This is a genomic window from bacterium, assembly GCA_021372775.1.
Classification (GTDB): domain Bacteria; phylum Acidobacteriota; class Polarisedimenticolia; order J045; family J045; genus JAJFTU01.
Window position 1 is genome coordinate 1 of sequence record JAJFTU010000385.1, and the last position, 26,434, is coordinate 26,434.

At 71.8% G+C, this 26,434-nt stretch carries 20 protein-coding genes and 1 riboswitch; of the genes, 17 read left to right on the forward strand and 3 right to left on the reverse strand.

The window, feature by feature from the left end:
• Positions 1-224: 224 nt before the first annotated feature.
• The gene (metK, locus tag LLG88_12790) at positions 225-1,343 is read right to left on the reverse strand and encodes a methionine adenosyltransferase (protein ID MCE5247782.1); all 1,119 of its coding nucleotides are present in this window, start codon (positions 1,341-1,343) and stop codon (positions 225-227) included.
• A gap of 76 nt (positions 1,344-1,419) precedes the next feature.
• Positions 1,420-1,562: riboswitch (SAM riboswitch) on the reverse strand.
• Positions 1,563-1,651: 89 nt separating this feature from the next.
• Here metK and nadE point away from each other — a divergent pair.
• The 7 genes from nadE (at position 1,652) to LLG88_12825 (ending at position 11,163) form a co-directional block, all read left to right on the forward strand.
• Positions 1,652-2,626, forward strand: a complete 975-nt coding sequence (gene nadE, locus LLG88_12795; protein MCE5247783.1) for an NAD(+) synthase — start codon at positions 1,652-1,654, stop codon at positions 2,624-2,626.
• A 3-nt stretch (positions 2,627-2,629) separates the two neighbouring features.
• Positions 2,630-4,621: an asparagine synthase (glutamine-hydrolyzing) gene (gene asnB / locus LLG88_12800; GenBank protein ID MCE5247784.1), complete on the forward strand. Its 1,992-nt coding sequence runs from the start codon at positions 2,630-2,632 to the stop codon at positions 4,619-4,621.
• Positions 4,622-4,784: 163 nt separating this feature from the next.
• Entirely contained in the window at positions 4,785-5,987 is a 1,203-nt protein-coding gene (locus tag LLG88_12805) for an OprO/OprP family phosphate-selective porin (protein ID MCE5247785.1), read from the forward strand.
• A 25-nt stretch (positions 5,988-6,012) separates the two neighbouring features.
• On the forward strand, positions 6,013-6,447 hold the full coding sequence (locus LLG88_12810) for a phosphate ABC transporter substrate-binding protein (GenBank protein ID MCE5247786.1): 435 nt from the start codon (positions 6,013-6,015) through the stop codon (positions 6,445-6,447).
• Between the two features lie 80 nt (positions 6,448-6,527).
• Positions 6,528-9,809: a methyl-accepting chemotaxis protein gene (locus LLG88_12815; protein MCE5247787.1), complete on the forward strand. Its 3,282-nt coding sequence runs from the start codon at positions 6,528-6,530 to the stop codon at positions 9,807-9,809.
• 24 nt (positions 9,810-9,833) lie between these two features.
• Positions 9,834-10,151: a thioredoxin family protein gene (locus LLG88_12820; protein MCE5247788.1), complete on the forward strand. Its 318-nt coding sequence runs from the start codon at positions 9,834-9,836 to the stop codon at positions 10,149-10,151.
• 34 nt (positions 10,152-10,185) lie between these two features.
• Positions 10,186-11,163: a L,D-transpeptidase family protein gene (locus tag LLG88_12825; GenBank protein ID MCE5247789.1), complete on the forward strand. Its 978-nt coding sequence runs from the start codon at positions 10,186-10,188 to the stop codon at positions 11,161-11,163.
• Here LLG88_12825 and LLG88_12830 read toward each other — a convergent pair.
• The gene (locus LLG88_12830; protein MCE5247790.1) at positions 11,103-14,432 is read right to left on the reverse strand and encodes a C25 family cysteine peptidase; all 3,330 of its coding nucleotides are present in this window, start codon (positions 14,430-14,432) and stop codon (positions 11,103-11,105) included. The genes LLG88_12825 and LLG88_12830 overlap by 61 nt on opposite strands.
• A gap of 104 nt (positions 14,433-14,536) precedes the next feature.
• On the opposite strand from LLG88_12830, the gene apaG reads away from it, so the two are divergent.
• From apaG to LLG88_12865, 7 genes are all read left to right on the forward strand, one after another.
• Complete coding sequence (apaG, locus tag LLG88_12835; protein ID MCE5247791.1) at positions 14,537-14,926, forward strand: Co2+/Mg2+ efflux protein ApaG; 390 nt, start codon at positions 14,537-14,539, stop codon at positions 14,924-14,926.
• 723 nt (positions 14,927-15,649) lie between these two features.
• On the forward strand, positions 15,650-16,564 hold the full coding sequence (locus LLG88_12840; protein ID MCE5247792.1) for a patatin-like phospholipase family protein: 915 nt from the start codon (positions 15,650-15,652) through the stop codon (positions 16,562-16,564).
• Positions 16,565-16,727: 163 nt separating this feature from the next.
• A complete protein-coding gene (locus tag LLG88_12845) occupies positions 16,728-17,072 on the forward strand; it encodes a response regulator (protein ID MCE5247793.1) in 345 nt (114 codons plus the stop codon).
• Positions 17,073-17,226: 154 nt separating this feature from the next.
• On the forward strand, positions 17,227-20,052 hold the full coding sequence (locus LLG88_12850) for a PAS domain S-box protein (GenBank protein MCE5247794.1): 2,826 nt from the start codon (positions 17,227-17,229) through the stop codon (positions 20,050-20,052).
• A 109-nt stretch (positions 20,053-20,161) separates the two neighbouring features.
• Positions 20,162-20,635 (forward strand): YbaK/EbsC family protein, encoded by a 474-nt coding sequence (locus LLG88_12855; protein MCE5247795.1) that lies wholly within the window; start codon positions 20,162-20,164, stop codon positions 20,633-20,635.
• Between the two features lie 69 nt (positions 20,636-20,704).
• On the forward strand, positions 20,705-22,021 hold the full coding sequence (locus tag LLG88_12860; protein MCE5247796.1) for a C1 family peptidase: 1,317 nt from the start codon (positions 20,705-20,707) through the stop codon (positions 22,019-22,021).
• 118 nt (positions 22,022-22,139) lie between these two features.
• Positions 22,140-22,553, forward strand: coding sequence for a hypothetical protein (locus LLG88_12865; protein ID MCE5247797.1), 414 nt, complete (start codon positions 22,140-22,142; stop codon positions 22,551-22,553).
• 51 nt (positions 22,554-22,604) lie between these two features.
• Here the strand turns inward: LLG88_12865 and LLG88_12870 are convergent, their stop codons facing one another.
• Positions 22,605-23,654: a zinc-binding dehydrogenase gene (locus LLG88_12870; protein MCE5247798.1), complete on the reverse strand. Its 1,050-nt coding sequence runs from the start codon at positions 23,652-23,654 to the stop codon at positions 22,605-22,607.
• 119 nt (positions 23,655-23,773) lie between these two features.
• Between LLG88_12870 and LLG88_12875 the strand changes: the two genes are divergently transcribed.
• The 3 genes from LLG88_12875 to nadA form a co-directional block, all read left to right on the forward strand.
• Positions 23,774-24,793, forward strand: coding sequence for a hypothetical protein (locus LLG88_12875; protein MCE5247799.1), 1,020 nt, complete (start codon positions 23,774-23,776; stop codon positions 24,791-24,793).
• Positions 24,794-24,888: 95 nt separating this feature from the next.
• Positions 24,889-25,542 (forward strand): thiamine phosphate synthase, encoded by a 654-nt coding sequence (locus LLG88_12880; protein ID MCE5247800.1) that lies wholly within the window; start codon positions 24,889-24,891, stop codon positions 25,540-25,542.
• Positions 25,543-25,613: 71 nt separating this feature from the next.
• On the forward strand, positions 25,614-26,434 hold an 821-nt coding region (gene nadA / locus LLG88_12885), incomplete at its 3' end, for a quinolinate synthase NadA (GenBank protein ID MCE5247801.1).

Below are 26,434 nucleotides of genomic sequence, written 5' to 3' on the forward strand. Positions count from 1 at the left end.
TGAGGGGTCCGCCGGCCCCCCCGGCGGCCGACCTTGGTTCGTTGCGCTACTGCTCGCGCGGGATGTTTCGGACGCCGGGCGTCGGGACTCGGTTGGTCTTGGCGCCGCGATTTGAGGTCGGCCGCCTCTCGGCCGACCGGAGACGCATCGAGAAACGCGGGCGTCGCGAAAAAAAGCGGCCGGCGAATGTCGCCGGCCGCCCTTCGCGAATCAAGAAGAGAGCGTCACGCCTCCCAGGGGAGACCCTTCCGCCCGAAGTGGCCGTAGTTCGTGCTCTCCCGGAAGATCGGCGCCCGCAGCTTGAGCTTGCGGATGATCTCCGCCGGCCGGAAGTCGAAGTTCTTCCGCACGAACTCCTCGGCGGCGCGCGAGTCGCCCGTCCCGAACGTGTCCACCTTCACCGACATCGGCTTCGCGCGGCCGATCGCGTAGGCCACCTGCAGCTCGGCCCGCTTGGCGAGGCCGTGCAGCACGAGCTGGCGGGCGACGTAGCGGCAGAAGTAGGCCGCGCTGCGGTCCACCTTCGAGGGGTCCTTGCCGCTGAAGGCGCCGCCGCCGTGGTGCGCCGCGCCGCCGTAGGTGTCGACGATGATCTTGCGGCCGGTCACGCCGGCGTCCACGCCCGGGCCGCCCTTCTCGAAGCTGCCGGTCGGGTTGACGAGCACCTCGATCCCCGGGTGGTTCCAGCGCTTGAGCACCGTCGGGATCAGCTCGTCGTGCACGTAGGCGGCGATCTTCTTCTGGTGCTTCGTCACTTCGGGGGTGTGCGAGGTCGAGACGAGGACCGCCGTGACCTTCTCCGGCCGGCCGTCCACGTAGTTCACCGAGACCTGCGTCTTGCCGTCCGGACGGAGCCAGCCGACCTTCTCGGTCTTGCGGTCCTTGGCCAGCTGCCGCGCCAGCTTGTGGGCCAGCAGGATCGGCAGCGGCATCAGCTCCGGCGTCTCGTCGGTGGCGTAGCCGAACATGATCCCCTGGTCGCCGGCGCCCTGGTCTTCCTTCTTCCTGCGGTTCACGCCCTGCGCGATCTCCGGCGCCTGCCGCGTGAAGTGGATCGCCACGTTGAGCGTCGAGGCCGCGAACGGCTCCGCCGGATCGACGTAGCCGATCTCCTCGACGACCCGGCGCACGAGCGCCTCGCGGTCGAATTCCGCCCGGGTCGTGATCTCCCCCGCCATCATGACGAGGTTCCCCTTGCAGAGGACTTCGCAGGCGACGCGGCTGTCGCGGTCCTGCTCGAGGCATTCGTCGAGAACGCTGTCGGCGATGAGGTCGCAGACCTTGTCCGGGTGTCCTTCCGTGACCGATTCCGAGGTGAGGGTGTACCGTTCGCTTCTTGCCATCAGCCGCGTCTCCGCGCCGGGGCGCCCCCCGACGACACGAAAAAAGCCCGCCTCCGGCATCGGACTGGGCGGGCTCTCGCGGACACTTGATTGCCCTTTTTGTGAATCGCGGGCCGCATCCCCGACGGGCCGCTTGGCGGTCGCCGGGAGGCACCTTGGGTGTCCGCCCCAGGTTGCCGGACCGTCGGCTTCGGCCGCCGGTCACTCCCGATGCAAGGCAGAAAGTATAACGCCCGGCCAGCCGCTGCGCCGCAGTCGGCTCGCCGTACTTTCAGTGCGGTCTTGCAGTCGCTAGACGGAGGGGGCTCATGTTCGGTCCGCACGTTCTGGATCTCGACTGGACCGCCGAGGCGGCCCGGATCGAGGAATGGATTCGCCGCACCGTCTTCGAGCGGTTCCGCCGCCGCGGCGTCGTCGTCGCGATGTCCGGCGGGATCGACAGCTCGCTCTGCGCGGCGCTCGCCGCCCGCGCCCTCGGTCCGGACCGCGTGCTCGGGCTCTTCCTCCCCGAGCGCGACTCGTCGTCCGACTCGCTCCGCCTGGCGACGGAGCTCGCCGAGCGTCTCGGCGTGCCGCACGTCGTCGAGGAGATCGCGCCGACCCTCCGCGCGGCCGGCTGCTACGCGCGGCAGGACGAGGCGATCCGCGAGGTCTTCCCCGAGTACGGCCCGGGCTGGAAGTGCAAGCTGACTCTGCCGCCGCTGCTCGACTCCGACCGGCTCAACGTGACCCACCTCACCGTCGAGGCGCCGGACGGCCGGCGCGACACGCGCCGCCCCTCGGCCAAGGCGTACCTGCAGCTCGTCGCCGCCACCAACTACAAGCAGCGCACGCGGAAGATGACCGAGTACTACCACGCCGACCGGCTCAACTACGCCGTCGTCGGCACCCCGAACCGCCTCGAGTTCGACCAGGGGTTCTTCGTCAAGCTCGGCGACGGCGCGGCCGACATCAAGCCGATCGCCCATCTCTACAAGACGCAGGTCTACGCCCTCGCCGCGCGGGTCGGCGTGATCGAGGAGATCCTGCGGCGGCCGCCGACGACCGACACGTTCTCGCTCCCCCAGACGCAGGAGGAGTTCTACTTCGCGCTCCCCTACGACAAGATGGATCTCTGCCTCTACGCGGCGACCCACGGCGTCGCCGCGGCCGACGTCGGCCGGGCGCTCGACCTGACCGAGGAACAGGTCGAGCGGGTCTTCCGCGACGTGCGCGCCAAGCGGCGCGCCGCGGACTACCTGCGCTGCCCGCCGCTGACCGTCGAACCGATCGTCGCGGAGTAGCCGATGTGCGGCATCGCCGGAATCGTCGCGTTGGACGGACGCGCCGCGGGGCCGGAGCGCATCGAGCTCGAGCGGATGGCGGGGGCGCTGGCGCACCGCGGCCCCGACGAGTTCGGCCTCTACCGCGACCGCCGGGCCGGCCTCGCCCACGCGCGCCTCTCGATCATCGATCTCTCCACCGGCGCCCAGCCGCTCTCCAACGAGGACGGCTCGCTCTGGATCGCCTTCAACGGCGAGATCTTCAACTACCTCGAGCTGCGCCGCGCCCTCGCCGCGCGCGGCCACGCCTTCCGCACGCAAAGCGACACCGAGGTCATCGTCCACGCCTTCGAGGAGTGGGGCGCCGAGGCGTTCGCCCGCTTCAACGGCCAGTGGGCCGCCGCGCTCTGGAACGCCCGCTCGGGCGAGCTGACGCTGGCCCGCGACCGCCTCGGGGTGCGGCCGCTCCACCTGCTGCGCCGCGACGGGCGGCTCTACTTCGCCAGCGAGGCGAAGGCGATCTTCGCCGCCGACCGCGCGATTCCGCGGCGGATCGATCCGCGCGGCCTCGACGACGTCTTCACCTTCTGGTCCTGCCCCGCGCCGCGGACCTGCTTCGAAGGGGTCGAGGAACTGCCTCCGGGAACGTGGCGCTCGTTCGTCGGCGGCGCGGAGCGCGCGGGGACGACGTGGACGCCGCGGGCGCCCCGCTCCCCGGCGGAGGAGCGCCCGGGCACGCCGGAGGAAGCGGCCGCCGCGGTCCGCGCGGCGCTCGAGGAGGCGACGAGCCTGCGGATGCTGCGGGCCGACGTGCCGGTCGGCAGCTACCTCTCGGGCGGGCTCGACAGTTCGCTCGTCGCCGCGCTCGGCCTGCGGGCCAAGGGGGCGCGCTTCAAGACCTTCTCGCTCCGCTTCGCCGACGCCGAGTACGACGAGACGCCGCATCAGCGCCTGATGGCCGAGCGGCTGGGGAGCGAGCACGCGGAGGTCGTCGTCGAGCGGCGCGACATCGCCGCCGTCTTCCCGGACGTCGTGCGCTGCGCGGAGAAGCCGCTGCTGCGGACCGCGCCGGCGCCGATGTTCCTGCTCTCCGGGCTCGTGCGGCGGGATGGGATCAAGGTCGTGCTGACGGGGGAGGGCGCCGACGAGCTGTTCGCCGGCTACGACCTGTTCCGCGAGGCGAAGGTGCGCCGCTTCTGGGCGCGCCGTCCCGACTCGCGCCTGCGGCCGCTGCTGCTGGAGAAGCTCTACCCCTACCTCGCCCGCTCGCCGGTCGCGCAGCGGGCGATGGCGCGGGCCTTCTTCGGCCGCGGCCTCGACCGTTGGCGCTGTCCCGGCTTCGGCCACGCCCCGCGCTGGTCGGCCGCGGCGGCGCTCAAGAAGTTCTTCTCCGCCGACGTCAAGGCGGCGCTGGCCGGCCGCGACGCGGCGGGGGAGTTTCTGGCGACGCTCCCCGCCGAGTTCGGCGACTGGTCGTTCCTCGCCCAGGACCAGTACATCGAGATCCGCACGCTCCTTTCCCCCTATCTCCTCTCGTCCCAGGGGGACCGGATGCTGATGGGGCACTCGGTCGAGGGACGCTTCCCGTTCCTCGACCGGGACGTCGTGGAGCTCGCCCTCTCGCTGCCCGACCGCTTCAAGCTCGACGGCCTCGAGGAGAAGCTGGTCCTCAAGCGCGCCGCGGAAGGGCTGGTTCCGCCGGAGATCATCGCCCGGCGCAAGCAGCCGTACCGCGCGCCGGACGCCCTCGCCTTCGCCGGGGCGGACGCCCCGCCCTGGGTCTCCGAGCTGCTCTCGCCGGAGGCGGTCCGGGCGGCCGGTCTCTTCGATCCGGCGCTGGTCGAGCGGCTCTGGGCGAAGTGCCGGGCGGGGGGCGACCGGCAGTTTTCGCAGGCCGACAACATGGCCTTGGTCGGCGTGCTCAGCGCGCAGTCGCTGCATCTCCAGCTTGTGCGCGAGTTTCCGGATCCGGCGCGTCCCGTCCGCTGGGCCGTCGTCGAGGAGCGGCCGGCCTAAGCTGCGACCGCCGTCGCAATAATAATCGCAACAAGTAAATTTTTCCGGTGAACAAGGTCAAGAACCGGCGTTTCGCCCACGAAGAGTTCCTTCGACCGAGGTCGGGCGCGGCGCGGACGGGGAGGGGTCCGCACGTCCGCGACCTGCGGTCCGGAGGAACGACATGACCCGAATGTCCGCTTTCGCGCGCCGCGCGCGGCGCCCCGTCCTCGTCGCCGCGACGCTCCTGATGGCCGCCGGCGCCTCCTACGCCGCCGATCTCGGCCAGGTCGAGATCCACGGCTTTCTCAGCCAAGGGTTCCTGAAGTCGAACGAGAACAACTATCTCGCCCGCTCCAGCAAGGGGAGCTTCGACTTCACCGAGATGGGGATCAACTTCTCCAGCAGCCCGACGCCGAAGCTGCGGATCGGCGTGCAGCTCTTCTCCCGCACGCTCGGCGACCTCGGCGAGCACAAAGTGGATCTCGACTGGGCGTTCGCCGACTACCGCTTCGACGACCGGTTCGGCGTCCGCGTCGGCCGGTTCAAGACCCCGTACGGGTTCTACAACGAGATCGCCGACATCGACTCGCTGCGCACGACGGTGTTGCTGCCGTTCGGCGTCTACGACATCCGCTTCCGCGACATGATGGTCGCGGTGACCGGCGCGGAGGCGTACGGCACGCTGAAGCTCGGCCCCGCCGGCAGCCTCGACTACGAGGTCTACCGCGGCAACACGCAGCTCGGAACGGACAGCTCGGTCTCCAAGGTCTTCAACGACAAGGGCGTCTTCGTCGTGCGGAAGTGGAACGTGGACCGCCTCGAAGGGGGAGAGCTGATCTGGAACGCGCCGCTCTCCGGCCTCCGCTTCGCGGCCACGCTCGCCCGCGCCTCGTTCACCATGGACGGCGACACGACGCCGCAGGCGGCCGCGCTGCTCCACCTGCCGCCGACGCTGCAGATGTCTTCGAACAACCAGCAGTTCGTCGTCTACTCCGGCGAGTACGTCAACGACAAGTTCTCGCTGCGCGCCGAGCAGTCCCGCTGGCGCGCCCGGTGGGACAGCGACGTCCTGCCGACGCAGTTCCTCGACCGGCGCTCGTGGTACGGGCAGGGAACCTACCGCTTCTCGCGGCTCGTCGAGGCCAGCGCGATGCGCTCGGTCTTCGAGGACCGGGACGCCGGCAAGGACCAGAAGGAATGGGTCGGTTCGCTCCGCTTCGACATCAACGACAACTGGATCGCCAAGGTCGAGTACCACGACGTCCGCGGGACCGCCGGCCTGCTGAACGCGGACAACGGGACGGCGACGCTCGTCCCCCAGCTCCAGCCCGTCCTCGCCGACAAGTGGCGGCTCCTCGCCGTCAAGCTGTCCTTCATCTTCTGAGCCCGCGGGCGGAAAGGAACGAGCGATGAGCTGGATGCGCAGAACGGTCACTCTCTCGCTGGGCCTCGCCGCGGCGTGGCTCGGCGCGGTCGGCCTCGCCTCGGCGGGGACGATCGTCGTCGTCAACCAAGGCGCCGGGTTCGGCGCGATCTCCAAGGACGCGCTCGAGGCGGTCTTCACCGGCAAGACGCAGTCGCTGCCCGACGGCACGCCGGCGGTCGTGGCGACGCTGAAGGGCGGGCCGGCGCACGAGGCGTTCCTCAAGGGACACCTGAACAAGAGCCCGCAGCAGTTCCTCAGCGCGTGGCGGAACCTCGCTTTCACCGGCAAGGGAAAGATGCCGCAGCAGTTCGAGAGCGAAGAGGACCTGGTCGCCTTCGTCGCGAAGACCAAGGGGGCGATCGGCTACATCGACGACGGCACGCCGCACCCGGGCGTGAAGGTCGTCAAGGTTCAGTAGACGCGGGGGCGGGCGGGACGATCCCCGCCCGCCCCGCGCCGGCGAACGCGGGCGAGGACGAACGAAGGACGGAGGCGGGAATGAAAATCGCGGGAAAGATCTGGCTGACGGTCGGCATCGTCGCCGGCGGGTACTGCTTGACGACGGGCGTGAACTTCGTCCTCGGCCTCGCCTCGGAATCGCGCGTCGAGACGACGGCCCGCGCCCTCTTCCCCGCCTCCCAGCTCGGCCAGCGGGCCCTCACCGCCTTCGAGCGGCAGGGGAAGTTCTATCAGGACGCCGTGGTGATGGGCGACGCGGGGCTGCTCAAGGAAGCGGCGGCGCAGGGCGAGATCGTCTCCGGCGCGTTCCGCGAGCTCGACGCCCTCGAGGGACTCGACAAGAAGTGGACCGACGCCGTGGCGGCCGACGCCGCGGCGTTCGTCGCGCAGGACCAGGCTTCGGCCGCGCTCTACCCGAAGATGGTCGGAGGGCAGCTGACCGACGAGCTGCAGGCCCGGGCGGCGCAGGTCGCGCAGGGGAAGGAAGCGCTGCACGGCGAGCTGCAGAAGTTGGTGGACGGGCTCTCGGAGGAGCTGCGCGCGCGCCTCGCCGGCGTCGAGACCGCGACCCGCGTCCAGCGCTACGCGACGCTCGCCCTCTTCCTCGTGATCATCGTCGGCGCCGGCTTCGCCGTGAAGGTCGTCGTGGACCGCACGTCGCGGCCGCTCGTCGCGCTGGCGGAGGTCGCGCGCCGGATCGCCGACGGCGACGTGGACCAGGAGATCGCGCACCGCTCGGACGACGAGACGGGCGAACTCGCCGACGCCTTCCGCTCGCTCGTGGACTACATCAAGGGGGCGGCGCAGGCGGCCGACGCCCTGGGACGCGGCGACCTGTCGGTGCGGGTCGAGCCGCGCTCGGAGCGGGACGTCCTGGCGAAGAGCTTCGCCCGGGCGGTGGGCAACCTGCGCGACGTGCTCGGCGAGACGGGGCGGTTGATCGAGGCCGCGCGCGTCGGACGCCTCGAGGTGCGCGGCGACGCGACCCGCTTCGAGGGCGCCTTCGCCGAGCTCGTCGGCGGCGTCAACGACGTCTTCCAGGCGATGGCGCGCCCGCTCGTGCTCGCCTCCGACCAACTGGAGAAGATCGCCCGCGGCGAGATGCCGCCGCGGGTGGCCGAGGACTTCGGCGGCGACTTCAACAAGATCCGCGACAACCTCAACCTCTGCGTCGCGGCGATCAAGGCGCTGATCGCCGACGTCAACGGGCTCAGCGGCGCGGCGCTCGAGGGACGCCTCTCCGAGCGCGCCGACGCCGCGCGACATCAGGGAGAGTTCCGGACGATCGTCGAGGGGTTCAACGCCACGCTCGACGCCGTCGTCGCCCCGCTCGCCGCGGCGGCGCGGAGCATGGAGGAGATCGCCCGCGGCGACGTGCCGGAGCGGGTGGCGCTCGGCGCGCGCGGCGACTTCAAGGCGATCGAGGACAGCCTCAACGTCTGCACGGCGGCCATCAAGTCGCTGATCGCCGACGTGGAGGATCTCTGCCGCGGCGCCCTCGACGGCAAGCTGCACGTCCGCGCCGAGGCGGCGCGGCACCAAGGGGAGTTCCGCAAGATCGTCGAGGGGATCAACGCCACGCTCGACGCGGTGACCGCGCCGCTCGACGTCGCCGCCGACCACCTCAAGCGGATCGCCCGCGGCGACGTTCCGCCGCGGCTGGAGACCGACTGGCGCGGCGAGTTCAACGAGATCAAGGACGCGCTCAACACCTGCAGCGCGGCGATCGGGGCCCTCGTCGCCGACGCGCGCGGCATCGCCGAGGCGGCCGCGGCCGGGCGGCTCGGCGTGCGCGCCGACGCCTCGCGGCACCAAGGGGACTTCCGCCGGATCATCGAAGGGGTCAACGGCGCGATCGACGCCGTCGTCGGGCCGCTGACCGCCGCGGCGCGCGGCATGGAGCGGATCGCGCGCGGCGACATGCCGCCCACGATCACGGAGGAGTACCGCGGCGACTTCGACCTGCTGAAGCGCGGCCAGAACACCTGCGTCGCCGCGGTCAAGGCGATGATCGCCGACATCGAGGAGCTTCACCGCGCGGCGGTCGAGGGGCGGCTCGACGTGCGGGCCGACGCGTCGCGCCACGAAGGGGAGTTCCGCAAGATCGTCGCCGGCGTGGACGAGACCCTCGACGCGCTGACCGCGCCGCTGCGCGTCGCGGCGCGCAACCTCGAGCGGATCGCCGCCGGGGACGTCCCCGAGCCGATCACCGACGCCTACCGGGGCGAGTTCGAGCGAATCAAGGAGAACCTCAACACCGCCGCCGCGGCGATCCGCGCGCTCGTCGCCGACGCCGAACAACTCGTGGACGGCGCGGTCGCCGGCCGGCTGACGACGCGCGCCGACGCCGCGCGCCACCGCGGCGACTTCCGCCGGATCGTCGAGGGGATCAACGGCGCGCTGGACGCGCTCGTCTCGCCGATGCAGGAGGCGGCGGGGGTGCTGCAGCGGGTCGCGGACCGCGACCTGACGGCGCGGGTCGAAGGCGAATACGCCGGCGACCACGCGCTGATCAAGAACGCGCTCAACACCGCCGTGGCGAACCTCGACGAAGGGATGCAGACGGTCTCGCGCGCGGCGTCGCAGGTCGCGGCGGCCTCGGGGGAGATCAGCGTCTCCAGCCAGGCGCTCGCGCAGTCGGCCTCGGAGCAGGCGGCGACGCTGCAGGAGATCGGCTCGAGCCTCGAGGAGATCTCCTCGATGACCCGCCAGGCGACCGACGGCGCGCGGAAGGCCAGCGCCGCCGCGTCGTCGAACGCGGAGAGCGCGGGGCGCGGCAAGGAGGCGATGGGACGCCTCTCGACGGCGATCGAGCGGATCAAGACCTCGTCCGACGAGACGGCCAAGATCGTCAAGACGATCGACGAGATCGCCTTCCAGACGAACCTGCTCGCGCTCAACGCGGCGGTCGAGGCCGCCCGCGCCGGCGACGCCGGCAAGGGGTTCGCCGTCGTGGCCGAGGAAGTGCGCAACCTGGCGATGCGCTCGGCCGAGGCGGCGCGGAGCACCGCCGACCTGATCGAGGGGTCGGTGAAGAACGCCGAGAACGGCGTGGCGGCGAACGGCGAGGTGCTGCGGGTGTTCGAGGAGATCGCCGGACAAGGCGGCCGGATCAACGAGATGGTCGCCGAGATCGCGGCCGCCTCGGAGCAGCAGGCGGTGGGGATCGCGCGCGTCAACCAGGCGATCACGCAGATGAACCAGACGACGCAGCAGACGGCCGCCAATTCCGAGGAGACGGCGGCGGTGGTGCAGGAACTCGCGGGACAGGCCGGCGGGATGCAGTCTATGGTCGCGGAGTTCACCATCGGCGGGCGCTGAGCGTTTCCGCCGGGAGGCGTTTCGATGACCACCGTCGTCGATCCCGAGGGTCTGGCGCGGGCCGTCGCCCGCGGCCGCAGCGCCGTGTTGTTCCACGCGACGTGGTGTCCGCACTGCCGTCGCTTCGCGCCGGAGTTCCGGCGCGCGCTGGAGGCGGCCGACGGGCGGCGCGCCGTCGAGGCGGTCGTGGACGACGAGGCCAACCCGCTCTGGACGCTCCACGCGATCGAGGTCGTCCCGACGGTGATCTTCTTCGAGGAGGGCCGCGCGACGAAGCGGCTCGACGGCGTGCTCGGCGTCGGCCTCGACGCGGAGCGACTGGGAAGCGCGCTCGCGGAGTGATGCGCGCGCCGCGGCGGGGTACCATGCCGCCGCTATGGGACTCGGGCGGATCAAAGGCGGCATCGGCGGGAAGGCGGCGCGGGCGACGCTCGCGCTGGCGCTCGCCTGCGGCCTCGCCGCGCCGGTCGCCGAGGCGGCCGGGCGCGCGCGCCAGAGGCAAGGCGCGGCGAAGGCGGAAGTCCGCCGCGACGTCAAGCGCTACGACTCCCGCCTCTTCGGCCCCGAAGTCCCGCTCGCCGAGATCGTCGGCCGGCTCGGCCTGCCGCGCGACGACGACGGGAAGCTGCTCGCGGCGCGGGCGGTGATCATCAAGAGCCAACGGCGGCTCGAACTCTACGTCGGCGACCTGATGGTCAAGGCCTACCGCGTGCAGCTCGGCGGCCGTCCCACCGGCGACAAGGAAAAGGCGCACGATTCGCGCACCCCCGAAGGGGAGTACGCCGTCTGCCGCCACGTGCCCGGCGCCTATCACCGCGGGCTGCTGATCAACTATCCGAACCTCAAGGACGCGCAGCGCGGCCTCGCCGCGGGGCTGATCGGCGCCGACGTCGTCGCGGCGATCGAGCAGGCGACGCGCGACGGCGGCTGCCCGCCGCAGGAGACGCCGCTCGGCGGCTGGATCATGATCCACGGGCAGCATCCGAGCGTCACGGCGTGGCTGGAAAACGAGGCGCAGGAAGGGCGCGTGCGGCTCGAGCGCGGCCAAGTGCCCGGAGACGGCAATCCGCGAAGCCTGCACAAGGTGTGGGACTGGACGCAGGGGTGCGTGGCGTTGCTCAACCCGGACGTCCGGGAGTTGTTCGACTTCCTCGCCGACGGCGCGCGGCTGACGATCGTCGCCGACGGCGTTCCGGCGGCGCCGATCGCGTGGCCCCCGCCGGCGGAAGTCGATCGCGGGCCGGAGGCCGCGGCGCCGCAAGCGGCCCCGCCCGTGCGGCGAAGCAAGAAGAGTCAGGGAGCGAAGGCGCCCCAAGGCCCGTCGCCGTCCGGCCCGACGACGACGACCAAATAGGCCGCGAAGTTCCCCGCGGCGTTGTCGGTGAAGGTCGTGTCGGTCGGGTCCGCATCCTGCGCCGTCACGTCCACGAACGAGGCCTTCTTCGTCGCGTCGGCGCCGCGCAGGATCTTGTAGCGCACGGCCAGCGGATCGGCGCGCCAGACGAGGGTCACGCCGCTCCCTTTCGTCATCGAGGCGATCGCCGTGTCGCGCGTCGGCACGCCGCACTTGTGCGAGTCGCAGCCGACGCCGGCGCCGTAAACGAACGCCGCGTCGTCGATCCACCAGCCGCCGTCGGCGACGTTGACCGAATCGTCGGAAGAGAAGCGAAAACGGAGTTTGACGGTCTGGCCGACGTAGGACGAGAGGTCGGCGACCGTGCGGCGGAACGACGTCGATCCGGTCCACGCCTGCTGTCCGCTGAGCGCGCCCCCCTTGAGCGTCGCGTCGTAGCCGCCTTCGGTGAAGTGCGATCCGACGTCGTTCCAGTTCGCGCCGCCGTCGGTCGAAATCTCCAGCCGTCCGCCGTCCCACGACGCCTCGGAGGCGATCTGGTGCCAGACCTCGAAGCGCGGGTTCGGGGCGACGACGGTGTAGGCGGGGGTGGCGAGCCACTTCTCGCTCGTCGAATCCGGATCCGAGCAGTGGAACGAGTACTGCCCGCCCTGGGTGTTGTTGGCCGTGGCGACGATCGCCCAGTCGTCCGTCCCGCTGCCCGCGCCGTGGGTCCAGCCGGACGGCGCGGCGCCGGCGTGCTCCATCGTCTCCGTCGTGCGCGTCTCGCTGAAGTCCCGGTTCAGCGTCGCCTGGAACGAGGTCGAGGCGGCGAGGCCGCCGTCGCCGGTCGCGGCGACCGTGAACGTCGCCGAGTCGAGGCAGGAGACGGCGCCGATCTGCACGTGGAAGTTGATCGCCTGCGACGCGCCCCCGGCGAGCGTCCCGACGACCAGCGGGGCTTCGGTCACGTAGATCTTGCTGGTCGAGGAGAGGGTCGCGGCGACGTTCGTCGCGGCCGTCAGGCCGTAGTTGTGAAGCGTGGCGCGGACGACGACCCACTCGCCGGGGTCGCCGTAGCCGTCGGGGTCGCACCCCGCGGAATCGTCGAGCGCGGCGGGATCGAGCCCGAGCACCGCGCCGGCGGCGGGATCGACCGGGATCGTCGTCTCGACCGGCCGGCGGCCGGGACGGGTCGCCGTGACGGCGATCGTTCCGGTCGCCGCCGGCGGCGGCGCGAGGGTCAGCGCGACGTGCCCCGCCGCGTCGGTGTAGGCCGCCTCGAGCACGTGGTCCGACGAGCGCTGCACGGCGACGAGCGCGCCGGCGATCGGGTTCGTCCCGTCGGTGACCGTCGCCTCGAACGCCGTTCCGCCGACCGCGAGGCTCGGCGTCGTCGTCATCGACATCGCCTTCGGCGCGCCGAGCCAAATCGAAAGGGACGGCTCGGAGAGCAGCGTGTAGATCTGGTAGTAGTAGGCGACGTTGTCGGCGGCGCCGTAGTGGTTGTAGACGTCGAGCTTGGCGAGGTTCGTCAGCTGCCCGGCCAAGGGGGCGGCGGCCGAGAAGAGATGCTGGTGGAACGAGCGCTCGAGGATGTCGTCCTCGTCCCAGTAGCTGTAGTCGCTCGCTCCCCAGTAGCCGACCGAACCCTTGTTCGCCGACTTCTGCCAAGTCTCGCCGACGACGTCCGAACCGTAGTTGATGTGCGCGGTGAGGCAGGCGTTGGCGACGACGAACGGATACATGCCCGAGTTCGTGTTCGCCGCCACGTCGGCCTGCCGGTAGCTGGCCGAGCCGTTGTCCCCCGGCCCGTACCACATGCTCTCCGCCCCGTGGCCGGAGTACTCGACGATCCCGCGGCCGTCGTTGATCGACGCGGAAATGTCGGCGCGCGTCGCGCCGTAGCTGTGGTAGTGCCGGTCGCTCGCCGCCGCGCCGTGGCTGTACGCCGTCTGCTGGTAGCCGTTCGGCACGTAGTACGTCGTGTTGACGTAGTCGTGCGTCGTCTCGATCGTGGTGATGTAGTCGGCTTCCTGCGTGCCGACGAACCCGGCCTTGGAGAGCCACGCGGTCGTGGGGAACGTCGCGCGCTCGTACATCAGCAGCTTGTTCACGACGTTGGTCGTCTCGGCCGCGGTCTGCGTCGAGATCCGCGCGATCGCGAGGTCCGGGAGGTAGTCGCTGCCGTCCACGCAGGCGTACCAGTTCTCGTCCGGCTGGCTGTAGCCCATCGCCGAGCCGACGTGCACCGGCACGTAGGCGCTGTCGCCGACGAGCAGCACGAAGCCGAGCGACGGATGGCTCCACTGCTGGTACCGCTGCTGGATCGCCGCCTTGACGGCGACGTCGTCGGGCGAGACGCCGATCTGCGAGGTCTTGAGCACCTCGACCTTGAAGCCGGTCCTGCGCTTCCAGTCCACGAACGGCTGCAGCGCGGAGACGAGGCTGTCGTGGACGATCACCAGCATCCCTTCGGCGCCTTCGTCGGTCGCTCCGCCCACGCCGACCGGGCCGGATGTCGCCGCCGCCGTCTCGTTGGTCGAGGCGACGACTCCGGCGAGCGCGGCGTCGAGCTGCGGCGAGGCGAGGCGCGCGGCCTCGGCGTTCTCCTTGGCCGCGGCGCCCTCGGCGTTCGCCTTGACCGCGGCGCCCTCGGCGACGAGGCGCACGCCGATCGACGGGCAGACGCGCAGCTCGCCGCGCGCCGGGTTGGCGCGGACCGGGCGGATCTCGACCAGCGCGACCTCGCGCCCGCGGATCACGGCGCGGTCCACGATCTCCGCCGCGGCGGCGGGGTAGAGCTCGTCCTTGGCGTAGGCCAGGTGGTCCTCGACGTAGGGGACGACCGCTCCCTCGACCTTCGGAACCGGCGGCTGGACCGGCAACAGCCGATCGGGGAGGCCCCACTCCTTCAGCGAGACCGTCGTGCAGACCCCTTCGTCCACGTCGAGCGCGACCGCGGCGCCGCGCGGAACTTCGACGAGGCGGCGGCTCGCCGGAAGACGGGGATGACCGAGCGCGCCGGTCACGCCGCCGCCCTGAAGCTCGAGGACGGCGCGCGGTCCGCGCTCCGTCGGCGCCTCGCCGACCATCAGGCCGGGCGTCTCGAGGCGCGCCGCGTAAAGCGCCCCGGCCGAGCTCTCCTGCTTGAGCGCGGCGGGCGCCGGGGCCGCGGCGCCGGCGAGCGGCACGTAGCGGCTCGGCGACGGAAATCGTCCGTCGGCGACGGCGGAAGTGATGCAGCACAGCGACAGCAGAGCCATGACGACGTGACGGGTGGGGGGCATCGCTGGTCCTTGGGGCGGCCGCGGGGGGCGGCGGCAATTGAGTGAAGGATAGCCCGAATCAGGTTCGGCCGAAGAGGCGCCCGCGATCGCCGTACGCTCTGGGCATGGGACATTCGGTCGCCCAAACCGAAGGCGTCCGCGTGGAGGTCAGGAGCTTCTACCTCCCCGACCGATCCGAGCCTGCGCGGGACATCTACTTCTTCGGCTACCGGGTGCGGATCGCCAACGAAGGCCAGTCGCCGGTGCGCCTCGTCAGTCGGCATTGGATCGTCACCGACGGCGAGGGGCGGGTCGAGCACGTCCGCGGCCCCGGCGTCGTGGGCGAGCAGCCGCGGCTCGAGCCGGGGGAGGCGTTCGAGTACACCAGCTTCTGCCCGCTCCCGTCGTCGTTCGGCGCGATGCGCGGCAGCTACCAGATGGTCCGCGACGACGGGTCGTGGTTCGACGCCGTGATCGACTCCTTCTCGCTGGAGATGCCGCGCTCGCTCAACTGAGCGCCTGCACGGTGAAGCCGAGATTGTTGCGGCCGCCGAACGACGTCGCGCGGCCGTCCGATGCGCGTCGCCGGCGACGGCGGCAAGGCGATTCCGGTCCTTTCGCGCGCGGCTTCGAGACGCAAACGCCCACTGATTCGACGGACCGTCCCCCTGCAACAATCTCGGCTTCACCGTGAGCGGCTTGCCGTCGTCCCGCCGCGACGTTAGTGTCTTCTCCGATGAGATTAGTTCGCGCGATTGCCCGCTGGTTGGCGAAGGACCGGTCTCGGTCCTCCCGCGCCGCCGCCGACTGCGGCGCCGCGCGCGGTCCTTGGCGTTCGCTCGGCGCCGGCCCGTCGTGCGGAACAGGAGCTTCCTCTTGCGGGGGCGGCTGTCTCGGCTGCCCTCTGGCATCGCGCGCGCCCATCGTTCCGGACCCGCCCCCTAGCGCGCCCGCGCCGCGTTGAGACCGGCCGTCGCGGGCCGCCGCCGCTGGATCTGTTTGCGGCGCGCGGCGTCCGAAGGCGACAAACCCACGGTGACGCCGAGCCTGTTGCACGGGAACGGACCGGCGAATCAGTAGGCGCGTGTCGCCTCGGATTGCACGCAAGCTGACCGAAGCCCTGTTCCCTCCGCCGCGGAGGAGACGTGGAGAAGAGCCGCGCGGACTCATTCGGGCGGCGCAACAGTCTCGGCTTCACCGTGCGACAATCCCCGCCCCAACGAGGGGGATCTTCTGCGATGAATCGTCCGACGACGCTCGCCCGACTCCTGCTCTGCCTCGCCCCTGCGTTCCTCGCCGCCTGCGCCACGGTCCCCGGACCGCGCCCCGCGGCGCCGCGTTTCCCCGCGGCGGTCGAGGCGCCGGCCCGCCCGCCGCGCGTCGCGGTGGTGCTCGGCGGCGGCGGCGTGCGCGGCTTCGCCGAGATCGGCGTGCTCCACGTGCTCGAGCAGGAGCGCATCCCGGTGGACATCGTCGTCGGGACCTCGGTGGGGAGCCTCGTCGGCGCCTTCTACGCCGACTCGGGCCGCGTCTTCGACGCCGAGTTTCTCGCCGCGGGGATCGAGGAACGGGACCTCTTCGACTACAGCGCGATGGCCGTTTTTTCGGGAGGGTTAATCAAGGGGGAGCGGCTCGAGGACTACGTGCGGAGCCGGCTGCGCCACCACCTGATCGAAAAGATGGAGGTGAAGTACGCCGCGGTCGCGGTGGACGTGACGACCGGCAAGACGACGGTCTTCGATCGCGGCCCCGTGGCCCCGGCGGTGCACGCCTCCTGCGCGATCCCCGGCGTCTTCGTGCCGGTGGAGATCGACGGCGCGACCTACGTCGACGGCGGCGTGACCGATCCGTTGCCGGCCGACGTGGCGCGCGGCATGGGGGCGGACGTCGTGATCGCCGTCGCGGTCCCGCCCGCCGTGCCGCGGACGCGGCCGAAGAACCCGCTGGAGGTCGCCTTCCACGCCGTGACGTTGATGACGGCGGAGATCGGCCGGCTGCGGGCGCGCGAGGCCGACGTCGTCGTCGAGCCGAACCTCGGCGTCGTCGGCTTTCGCGACTTCGACCGGCGGCGCGAGATGATCGAGGCCGGCGAGGCGGCCGCCCGCGCCGCGCTGCCCGCGATCCGCGCGGCGATCGCGGCCCGTTCCCGCTGACGGAGGCGCCCGACGCGCCGCGTCTGCGCGCCGGAAAGGACGTTCTCTTCTCTCGCCCGGCCCGCCCCGTGCGTGTATTCTCTTTTCGCACCTTGTCGCGCTCCGTCGCGGCCTTGCGGGAGGATTTCTGAGCGACGCCCCGAAAACCGCCACCGTCCTCGTCATCGACGACGAGGAACTGGTCCGCAACGTCTCGCGCCTGATGCTCGAGCGTTTGGGGTACCGCGCGCTCACCGCCGGCGACGGGGTCGAGGGGATCGAAGTCCTCGAACAGCACCCCGGCGAAATCGACGCCGTGCTGCTCGACATGACGATGCCGCGGATGGGCGGGCTCGAGACGTTCCAGGAGCTCCAGCGCCGTCAGCCCGGCATCAAGGTCATCCTCGCCTCGGGCTACAACGAAGAAGACGCCGCGGAACGGTTCCGCGGGCACGGCTTGGCCGGGTTCCTGCAGAAGCCGTTCCAAATGCCCGCTCTGTCCGAGAAGCTGCGCGCCGCCCTCTCGTGAGTCTCGTCCGCTCCGCGGGGCGTTTCGCCCCCGCCGCGCTCCCGACGCAGGGCGCCGGCGAAAGGCCGCGCCTTTGCTTGATGCGTAAAACTGTCGGCTCTAACGTCGCACACTGCGGGGCTTCCGCCCCATCGACCCACTGAGGAGCCGCTTCTTGCTCGTTCGCCGCGAGGTCCTGCTTCGCCTCGGCGCGGTCGCGCTCGCCGCCGCCCTGGGCGCGGCGCCCGCATCCGCGGCGCCGGCGGGCGCCACGGTCCCGCGGCGGCTCGTGGTCGTGGACGAGGACGACGCGCCGCCTTACCTCTTCCGCGGTTCGGACGGTCGGCTCGCCGGCTTCACCGTCGATCTTTGGCGGGAGTGGGAGCGCGTCTCCGGCGTGTCGGTGGACATCCAAGGCGGACCGTGGCTCGAGATGCAGCGCGCCGTTCTTGACGGGCGCGCCGCCGTCATCAACGGCCTCAATCGCTCGCCGGCCCGCGAGCGCCTCTTCGACTTCGGCGAGCCGATCGACCACATCCCCGCGCGGATCTTCTTCGACCCGCGTCTCGGCGGCCTCACCAGCGTCGAGGCGCTCCGCCCGTTCGCCGTCGGCGTCGTGGCGGGGGACTACGCCGAAGAGTTCCTGCGGAGCCGCGGCGTCCAGGACCTTCGTTTGTACCCGCGGTACGAGACGCTCGTCGCGGCGTTTCAACGCGGCGAGGTGCGGGTCTTCGTCGCCGAGGAACCGATCGTCGCCTACGCGGTCTTCGAGCGCGGTCTCGAGGACCGCGTGCGGATGTCGCCGCCGCTCTACGACTCCGAACTGCGCCCCGCCGTGCGGAAGGGGGACGAGGCGACGCTGCGGCTCGTCGCGGACGGCTTCGCCAAGATCCCGCCGGAGCGGATCGCGGAGCTCCGCGACCGTTGGCGCGGCGAGGCGCTCAAGGGCTCGCGTCTCTCCGTCTCGGCGATCCTCTGGGGACTCGCCGCGCTGCTCGCCGTCGCCGCCGCGCTCGTCGCCTGGAACCGCGTGCTGCGCGCCCGCGTCCGCGCCAAGACGTCGGAGCTGCGGGCGGCGATGGAGCGGCTGCGGGAGAGCGAGTCGGCTTCGCGCCTGCTCGTCGAGACGGCGCAGGACCTGATCTGCACGCTCGCCGCCGACGGCACGATCGTCTCGGTCAACGCCGCGGCGCGGCGCGTCACCGGCTTCGGGCCGGAGGAGCTCGTCGGACGGCCGATTTCCGACTTCGTCCATCCCGACGACGTCGGGCTGCAGGAGCGGATGCTCGCGCAGCTGCTGCGCGGCGAGGCGCCGCTCCCCTACGACCTGCGGCTACGCCGGGCTTCGGCGGACTTCGCCAACGCCGAGGTCTCCGCGACGCCGATCCTGCGCGACGGCAGGACGGCCGGCGTGGTGGCGGTGTTGCGCGACATCACGCTGCGCCGCCGCGCCGAGGAGGCGCTCGCCGCGGAGAAGGAGCGTCTGGCGGTGACCCTGCGCAGTCTCGGCGACGGCGTCGTCGCGACCGACGTCGCGGGCCGCGTGCTTCTCGTCAACCGCGCCGCGGAAGAGCTGACCGGCTGGCCGCGCGAGGAGGCGGAAGGACATCCGCTGGCCGACGTCTTCGCGCCGCTCGACGAGCGCACGCGGGAGCCGGCGCACGATCCGCTGCGCGCGCTGGCCAAGGCCGGCGGCGCCTCGGCCCTCTCGTTCCGCTCGCTGATCGCGCCGCGCGGCGGCGACGGGCCGGACCGGCTCGTCGAATACAGCGTGGCCGCCGTCCGCGACAAGCGCAGCAACGTCGTCGGCGCGGTGCTCGTTTTCCGCGACGTCACGATCAAGGAGCGGCTCGACGCCGAGCGGCGGCGCAACGCGCGGCTCGAGTCGGTGGCGCTGCTCGCCGGCGGCGTCGCCCACGACTTCAACAACATCCTGACCGGCGTGCTCGGCAACCTCTCGCTCGCCGAGATGGCGCTGCCCGAGGACGTCGCGACGGCGCAGGAACGGGTGGCCGAGGCGGCTCGCGCCGCGGCGCGCGCCCAGGGCCTGACGCGCCAACTGCTGACGTTCGCCAAGGGCGGCTCTCCGGTCAAGCGCACCCTCTCGATCGGCGAACTGACGCGGGAGTCGGCCGCGTTCGCCGTGCGCGGCTCGCAGGCGCGCTGCGCCTTCGATCTCCCGGCCGACCTCTGGCCGGCCGACGCGGACGCCGCGCAGATCAACCAAGTGTTGCAGAACTTGGTGATCAACGCCGTGCAGGCGATGCCGCAGGGGGGCGTGATCGAGATCTCCGCCGCGAACACGGTCGTGGACGCCGCGGACGGGCTGCCGCTCAAGGAAGGCCGTTACGTGCGGCTGACGGTGCGCGACCACGGCTGCGGGATTCCGCCGGAGATGCAGCAGCGGATCTTCGATCCCTACTTCACGACGAAGAAGGAAGGGACCGGCCTCGGCCTCGCGACGAGCTACTCGATCGTCCGCAAGCACGACGGCCACGTCGCCGTCGAGTCGGCGCCGGGCGCCGGCGCCGCGTTCCACGTCTACCTTCCGGCCGCGGCGCGGACGCCGATCCCCGTCGCCGGCCCCGTCGCCGCGCCGGCCTGCGCGCCGCGGCGCGGCTGCCGTGTCCTCGTCCTCGACGACGACGACGCGGTGCGCGACGTCGCGCTGCAGATGCTCGCCACGCTCGGCTTCGACGGCGAGGCGTTCGCCGACGGCGCCGCGGCCGCCGAGGCGTTCGCCGCGGCCCGCGCCGCGGGACGCGGATTCGCGGCCGCCGTGCTCGACCTGACCGTGCCCGCGGGACTCGGCGCCGAAGAGACCGCGCTGCGCCTCAGGGCGATCGATCCCGGCGCGCGCCTCGTCGTGACGAGCGGCTACGCGACCGCGCCGCCGATGGTCGATCCCGCCGCGCACGGCTTCGCGGCGGCGATCGTCAAGCCGTACACCCCCGCCGAACTCGCCGACGTCCTGGAGCGCGCCCTGTCCGCCGCCGTCTGAACTCCCTCGGCGTACATTCCGATGACGGAACAATGGTGTGGCGCTCGCAGCATGGGTCGCCGCACGGCGCGGCGCCCCCCCGAGGGCCACGTTCGAGGGAGGGCGGGCCATGGACACCGTACCGTTCAGGCTGCGGTCCACGCTGGAGCGCCACGGCGTGATGTACGAGACGATCCGCCATCGGCGCGACTACACGGCGCAGGAAACCGCGGAACACACGAAGACCCCCGGACGGGAGTTCGCGAAGGCGGTCCTGATGCGGCTCGACGGCAACTTCGCGATGGCCGTCGTGCCGGCCGACCACCGCGTCGAGGTCGATCAAATCCGCAAGCTGACCGGGGCGAAGGAAGTCCGGCTCGGCACGGAGCGCGAGCTGCGCGATCTCTGCCCCGACTGCGAGCCGGGCGCGACGCCCCCGTTCGGCAACCTCTACAACCTGCCGGTCTACCTGAGCGACTGGCTCACCGGCGACGAATGGATCACGTTCAACGCCGGCACGCACGAGCAGGCGATCCGCATGCGCCTCTCCGACTACATGCGGATCGTCCAGCCGCAGGTTCTCGACTTCTCGACGCAGCACTGACGGCGCGGCGGGGCGGCGGGCGCGGCAAATGGTATCGTGGGCGGGTTCCCGCCCACGAGGAGTCGTCCCATGCCGCGCCTCGCCCTTGCCGGTTTGCTGGCCGTCGTCTTCGCTTTGCCCGCCCTCGCCGCCGAGCCCGCCGCCGCGCCCCCCGCGCCGGCGCCGTCTCCGGCGCAGGACCACGTCAAGTACGTTCCGAAGTACGAGGATCCGCTCCTCAAGGAGATGGAGGCCGCGGACGCCAAGCGGGACGAGGCCGAGGAGGCCGCGACCGCCAAGATCCGCGCCGACCGGAAGGCCGCCAAGGAGGCGGAGAAGGCCGCGCGGACGACGCTGCGCTTCGACATGTCGAAGCTCGTCAAGCCGGCCGGGCCGCAGGCGTTCAAGCAGGCGTTCCACTTCCCGCCGCAGGCGCAGTACCTCACCAACACCTGCTGGAGCTTCTCCACGACCTCGTTCTACGAGTCGGAGATCGCGCGCCTGACCGGCCGCAAGGTCAAGCTCTCCGAGATCTACACCGTCTACTGGGAGTGGGTCGAGAAGATGCGCGGCTTCGTGCGGACGCGCGGCGACCAGCCGGTCGCCGAGGGCTCCGAATCGAACGCGCTGCCGCGGATCTGGAAGCAGTACGGCATCGTGCCGCTTTCGGCCTATCCGGGCACGAAGGCGGCCGACGGGCGGCACGACCACGCGCGCCTCGCGCAGCGGATGGAGAGCTTCGCGCGCTGGATCAAGGAGAACGACCTCTGGGACGAGGATCTCGTCGCGACGATGACCCGCGCGATCCTCGACCGCGAGATCGGCGCCCCGCCGGCGAGCTTCGAGTTCGAGGGGAAGACCTACACGCCGAAGAGCTTCCTCGACGACGTGACGAAGCTGAAGCTCGACGACTACGTCGAGATGGTGTCCACGCTCGCCGATCCGTTCTACACCTTCACGGAGTACAAGTACCCGGACAACTGGTGGCGCAGCAAGGAGTACTACAACGTCCCGCTCGACGAGTGGTACGCGGCCCTCAAGCGCGCCCTCTCCGCGGGCTACACCGTCGCCGTGGGCGGCGACGTGAGCGAGCCGGGGATCAACGGCTTCGAGGACGCGGCGATCGTGCCGAGCTTCGACGTCCCGCAGGAACTGATCGGCCAGGACGCGCGCGAACTGCGGATCAACAACGGCACGACCGACGACGACCACGGCCTGCACGCGGTCGGCATCGCGCAGGCCGGCGAGCACGACTGGATCCTGATCAAGGACTCCGGCCGCTCGGCGCGCTGGGGCAAGTTCGAGGGGTACTACTTCTACCGCGACGACTACGTGAAGCTGAAGATGCTCGGCTTCACGGTGCACAAGGACGTCGTGAAGGACCTGCTCGCCAAGCAGGCCCGCTGATCCCGCGGCGCGGGCGGGCCGGCCGGGCCGGACGAACCGCGGGCGACGCGCCCGCGGACGATCCGACGCCCCGGCGGCCCGCCCCGTTCCGCCGGCGGGGCCGCGCCGGGAGTCGCCGATGACCGCACCGAGCCGTCTCGTCGCCGCGCTGTTCCCGATGCCGCCGCGCCGCTTCGCCTGGGCGCGTCCCGCGCAGGTCGCGCTGCGGTCGGTCCACATCGCCGCGATGGGGCTGGTCCTCGGGGGAGTCGGCTGCGGCGCCGACGCCGAGCGGCTCCTCTGGCCGATCGTCGTCGTCGTCGCCACCGGTTTCGCGCTGCTCGGCGTCGACCTCGCGAAGAGCTGCTGGTACGCCGTGCAGGGGGCGGGCGCCGCGGTCTGGCTGAAGCTGGCGCTGCTCGGGCTCGGGAACCTTTTCCCCGCGGCGCGTCTCGAGTTGTACGTCGCGGCGACCGTCGTCGCGTCCGTCGGCGCGCACATGACGAGCGCGCTGCGGCACTACTCGTTGGTCCACGGGCGCGTTCTGGACTGAGGCGCGGGCGCGCCGCGCGACCGCGCGCCGCTCGGCCCTCCGGCGCGTCGCTCAGTCCCGCGGCGCGATCCGCACCACGACCTTGCCGACGTTGCGGCGCGAGGCGAGACGCTCGTGCGCCTCGCCGATCCGCGCGAACGGAAAGACCCCGTCGATCACCGGGACGAGCTTGCCGTCCGCGGCCAACTCCAGCGCGCGCAGCAGATCGGCGCGACGCCCCATCGTCGAACCGAGAATCTCCTGGTTCTTGAAGAAGATCGGCCGGAAGTCCGCCTGCAGTTCGAACCCGGACGTGGCGCCGCAGAAGACGTACCGCCCGCCCCGCGCGAGAAGGCGCAGCGACGGGGCGAAGGTGGCGGCGCCGACGCTGTCCACGACGACGTCGATCCCCTCGCTCCCCGCCCAGGCGCGCGCCTTCGCCGTCCAGTCGGGATCGCCGTAGTCGAACGCGTCGTCGGCGCCGAGGCGCCGCGCGAGGTCGAGCTTGGCCGGCGCGCCGGCCGTCGCCGCGACGCGGGCGCCGACGAGGCGCGCGATCTGGATCGCCGCCGAACCGACGCCCGACGCGGCGGCGTGGACCAGAAGACGCGTTCCCGGCGCGGCGCGTCCCTTGCGGACGACCATGTTCCACGCCGTGAGGAACGTGAGCGGGAAGGCGGCCGCGGCGTCGTCGTCGAGGCGCGGCGGCGCGGGCGCGACGTTCGCCGCGGGAAGCAGGACGTGTTCCGCGCTCGTGCCGTCGCGCGTCTCGCCGAGGATGGCGTAGGAGGCGCAGAGGTTGTCGTCGCCGGCGAGGCAGCGGCGGCAGCGCCCGCACGAGAGCCCCGGCAGCACGACGACGCGCGTTCCTTCCGCCGGCTCGAGGACGCCGGGGCCGAGCCGCACGATCGTGCCGCAGCCGTCCGAGCCCGGAACGAGCGGCAGGGGGAAACGGACGCCGGGAATCCCGCCGCGCACCCACAGGTCGAGATGGTTCAAGGCCATCGTCTCGAGGCGGACCAAGACCTCCCCGGGGCCGGGCTCGGGGACCGGGCGGTCCTCGAACAACAGCGCCTCGGGACCGCCGTGCCGGCGGACGCGGACGACGCGCGACGTCTCCATCGTTTCCTCCGAACCGATGGATATACGGCGCGGCGCCCCCCAATCGTTCTGCCTTGGGCGGCCGTCCGCACTATATTGGGGACGTTCCGCGCCCGGCTTCGGCCGGGAAGGAGAGCGCGATGATCGGGAAGAGGCTGTCCCGCACGGCGGTCGCCGCCGTCGTCCTCGTCGCCGCGGGCTCGATCGCCGTGGCGGGTCTGTTCGGTGGCAAGAAGGACAAGGCCGATCCCGGCGCCGGCGATCTGGCGGTGATCGATCTGCGGGTCCACGAGATCCGCACCGACGGGGGCGTTCCGCGGGTCGTCGTGCAGGCGCTCGTCGAAAACCAAAAGGCCGTGCCGCGCGCCGGCGCGTTCGAGTTGATCGTCCGCGTCAAGGACGCCAAGGAAGCGCTCGGCACGTGCGAAGGGGACGGCCTGCCGCAGGGCCAGGTCGCGCTCTGCGAAATCTGGCTTCCCAACGCCTCGATCCGGCAAGGGGAGGTCTACGAAGCGGTGCTGAACCGCCAGGTCGGCGACTTCAATCGCTGGGACACCGATCCGAGCGACGACCGCCGCCTCTACGAAGTCCGGACGGTCACCGAGGGCGGGCAGACGCTCCGCCTCGCGGGATTCGAGGTCGTGCCGCAGACGATCCAAGGCGCGGCCGAGGTCCAGTTCCGCTTCCAGGTCGAAGGGGCTCACCTCGTCTGGCTGCTTGCCGAAGACCGCGCGCCGCGGCTGCTCGCGGGCCATCCCGCGGACGGTCTGCTGCAGGGGAAGGGGCGGGAGCGGATCTCCTCGACCGGGCCGGTGACGCTCGTCGCGCGGAACTCGTTCGGGGCGTTCGTCTACCAGACGATCCCGGTGCTCAACGTCTACCAGCAGGGAACGCCCGCCTGGGCGCGCGAGAAGAAGCCGGAGCCCGAGGCCTCGGCGACGATCCGGATCCTCGACCCGGGGGTCTACGACATCGACGAGGACCAGGTGATCCTCGACAAGCTCCGCTCCTACCTCAACTCCAAGGACTGGACCGCCTCGCTCGACCGGATTCGCGCGGGCGAGGGGGCGGGCCGCTCCCGCCGCGACAGCGCGCTCAACCCGAAGGCGCGCGAGCGGGACCGGCAGGAGGAAGAAGCCCCGGCGGCGCCGGAGCGCTGACCGCTTCCGTCGCGGCCGTTCGTCCGGGATTTCTCCGTCCCCGACGCGGCGCGGGGGCGAAGGGGCGTAGATTTCGCCGCGGGGAGGAACCGCCGATGTGCGCGAAGCTGTCCCTGCCGCGGCTGATGGTCGTCACCGACCGCCACGCAACCGGCGGGCGGGACCTCGTGGACGTGCTGGCCGCCGCGGCGGCCGGCGGGGCGCGGTTTTTCCAAGTGCGCGAGCGGGATCTCCCTCCCGACGTCCTCCTGGAACTGGTCGAGGACATCCAAAGCGCCTTGCCTCCGGGAACGCTGATCGTCGTCAACGGGCGCCCCGAGATGGCGCGCGAGCGCGGCTGCGGCCTGCACCTTTCCGCGGCGGCGCCGCTGCCGGAGAAGCCGCTTCCCGAGCCGTGGGGACGCGCCGTGCACGACGAGGCGGAGACGGCCCGCGCGCTGGCCGACGGCGCGCGCTATCTGGTCGTCGGCACGATCTACCCCACGCCTTCCAAGCCCGGTTTCGCCGGGGCGGGGCCGGGGCTCGTGCGGCGCGTCGCCGCCGCCGCCGGCGCCGTGCCGGTTTTCGCGATCGGCGGGGTGGACGAGGGGCGGATCGCCGAACTGCGCGAGGCCGGCGCCTACGGGGCGGCCGTCCGTCGCGCCGTCCTCGGCGCGGCCGATCCGGCCGCCGCCGCGCGCCGGCTCCTCCGCGCGCTCGGCGCGCGTCCGTCCGGGCGCTCCGGGGCCGAGGCCGCCTCCGCGAGTTGACAAAGCCGGCGGGGGAAGGTGTCATGGCCGCCCCGGGCGCGAACCTGCGCGCGCCGGCGGGGGACGCCCCGATGCCGATCGTCGAACCGACCGTCGAACGCACCTACGAACGTCTGCGGGAGCTGCTCGCGGACGTCGTTCCCGATTTCGAGCTGCGCCGCAAGGCGGAGCTGGTCTTCGAAATCAACCAGCTCAAGGCCCGCCGCGGCGCGGTGATCCTCGGCCACAACTACATGGAGCCGGCGCTGTTCCACGGCGTGCCCGACTTCGGCGGCGACTCGCTCGAGCTCTCGCGGCGCGCCGCCGAAACGGGCGGCGATCCGATCGTCTTCTGCGGCGTGCGCTTCATGGCCGAGACGGCGAAGATCCTCAACCCGACGCGGACCGTGCTGCTGCCGGCGAAGGTCGCCGGCTGCTCGCTGGCCGAGGCGGTGACCGCCGAGGACGTGCGCGAGCTCAAGCGGCGCTACCCCGGCGTTCCGGTCGTCACCTACATCAACACCTACGCCGACGTGAAGGCCGAATCGGACGTCTGCTGCACCTCCGGCAACGCGGCGAACGTCGTGCGCTCGCTGGACGCGCCGACGGTGATCTTCCTCCCCGACGAGTACCTCGCCGGCAACGTCGCGCGCGAGACCGGGCGGACGATCATCTACCCGACGAAGACGCCGAAGGGCGCCGCGTCGCGCGACGAGGCGCTCGAGTACGCGATGATCGGCTGGACCGGCCGCTGCGAAGTGCACGAGAAGTTCACCGTCGAGGACATCGCCGCGGTGCGCCGGCAGTTCCCCGACGTCGTGATCCTCGCCCATCCCGAGTGCAGCCCCGAGGTCGTCGCGGCGTGCGACTTCTCGGGGAGCACCTCGGCGATGCTCGCCTACGTGCGCAAGGC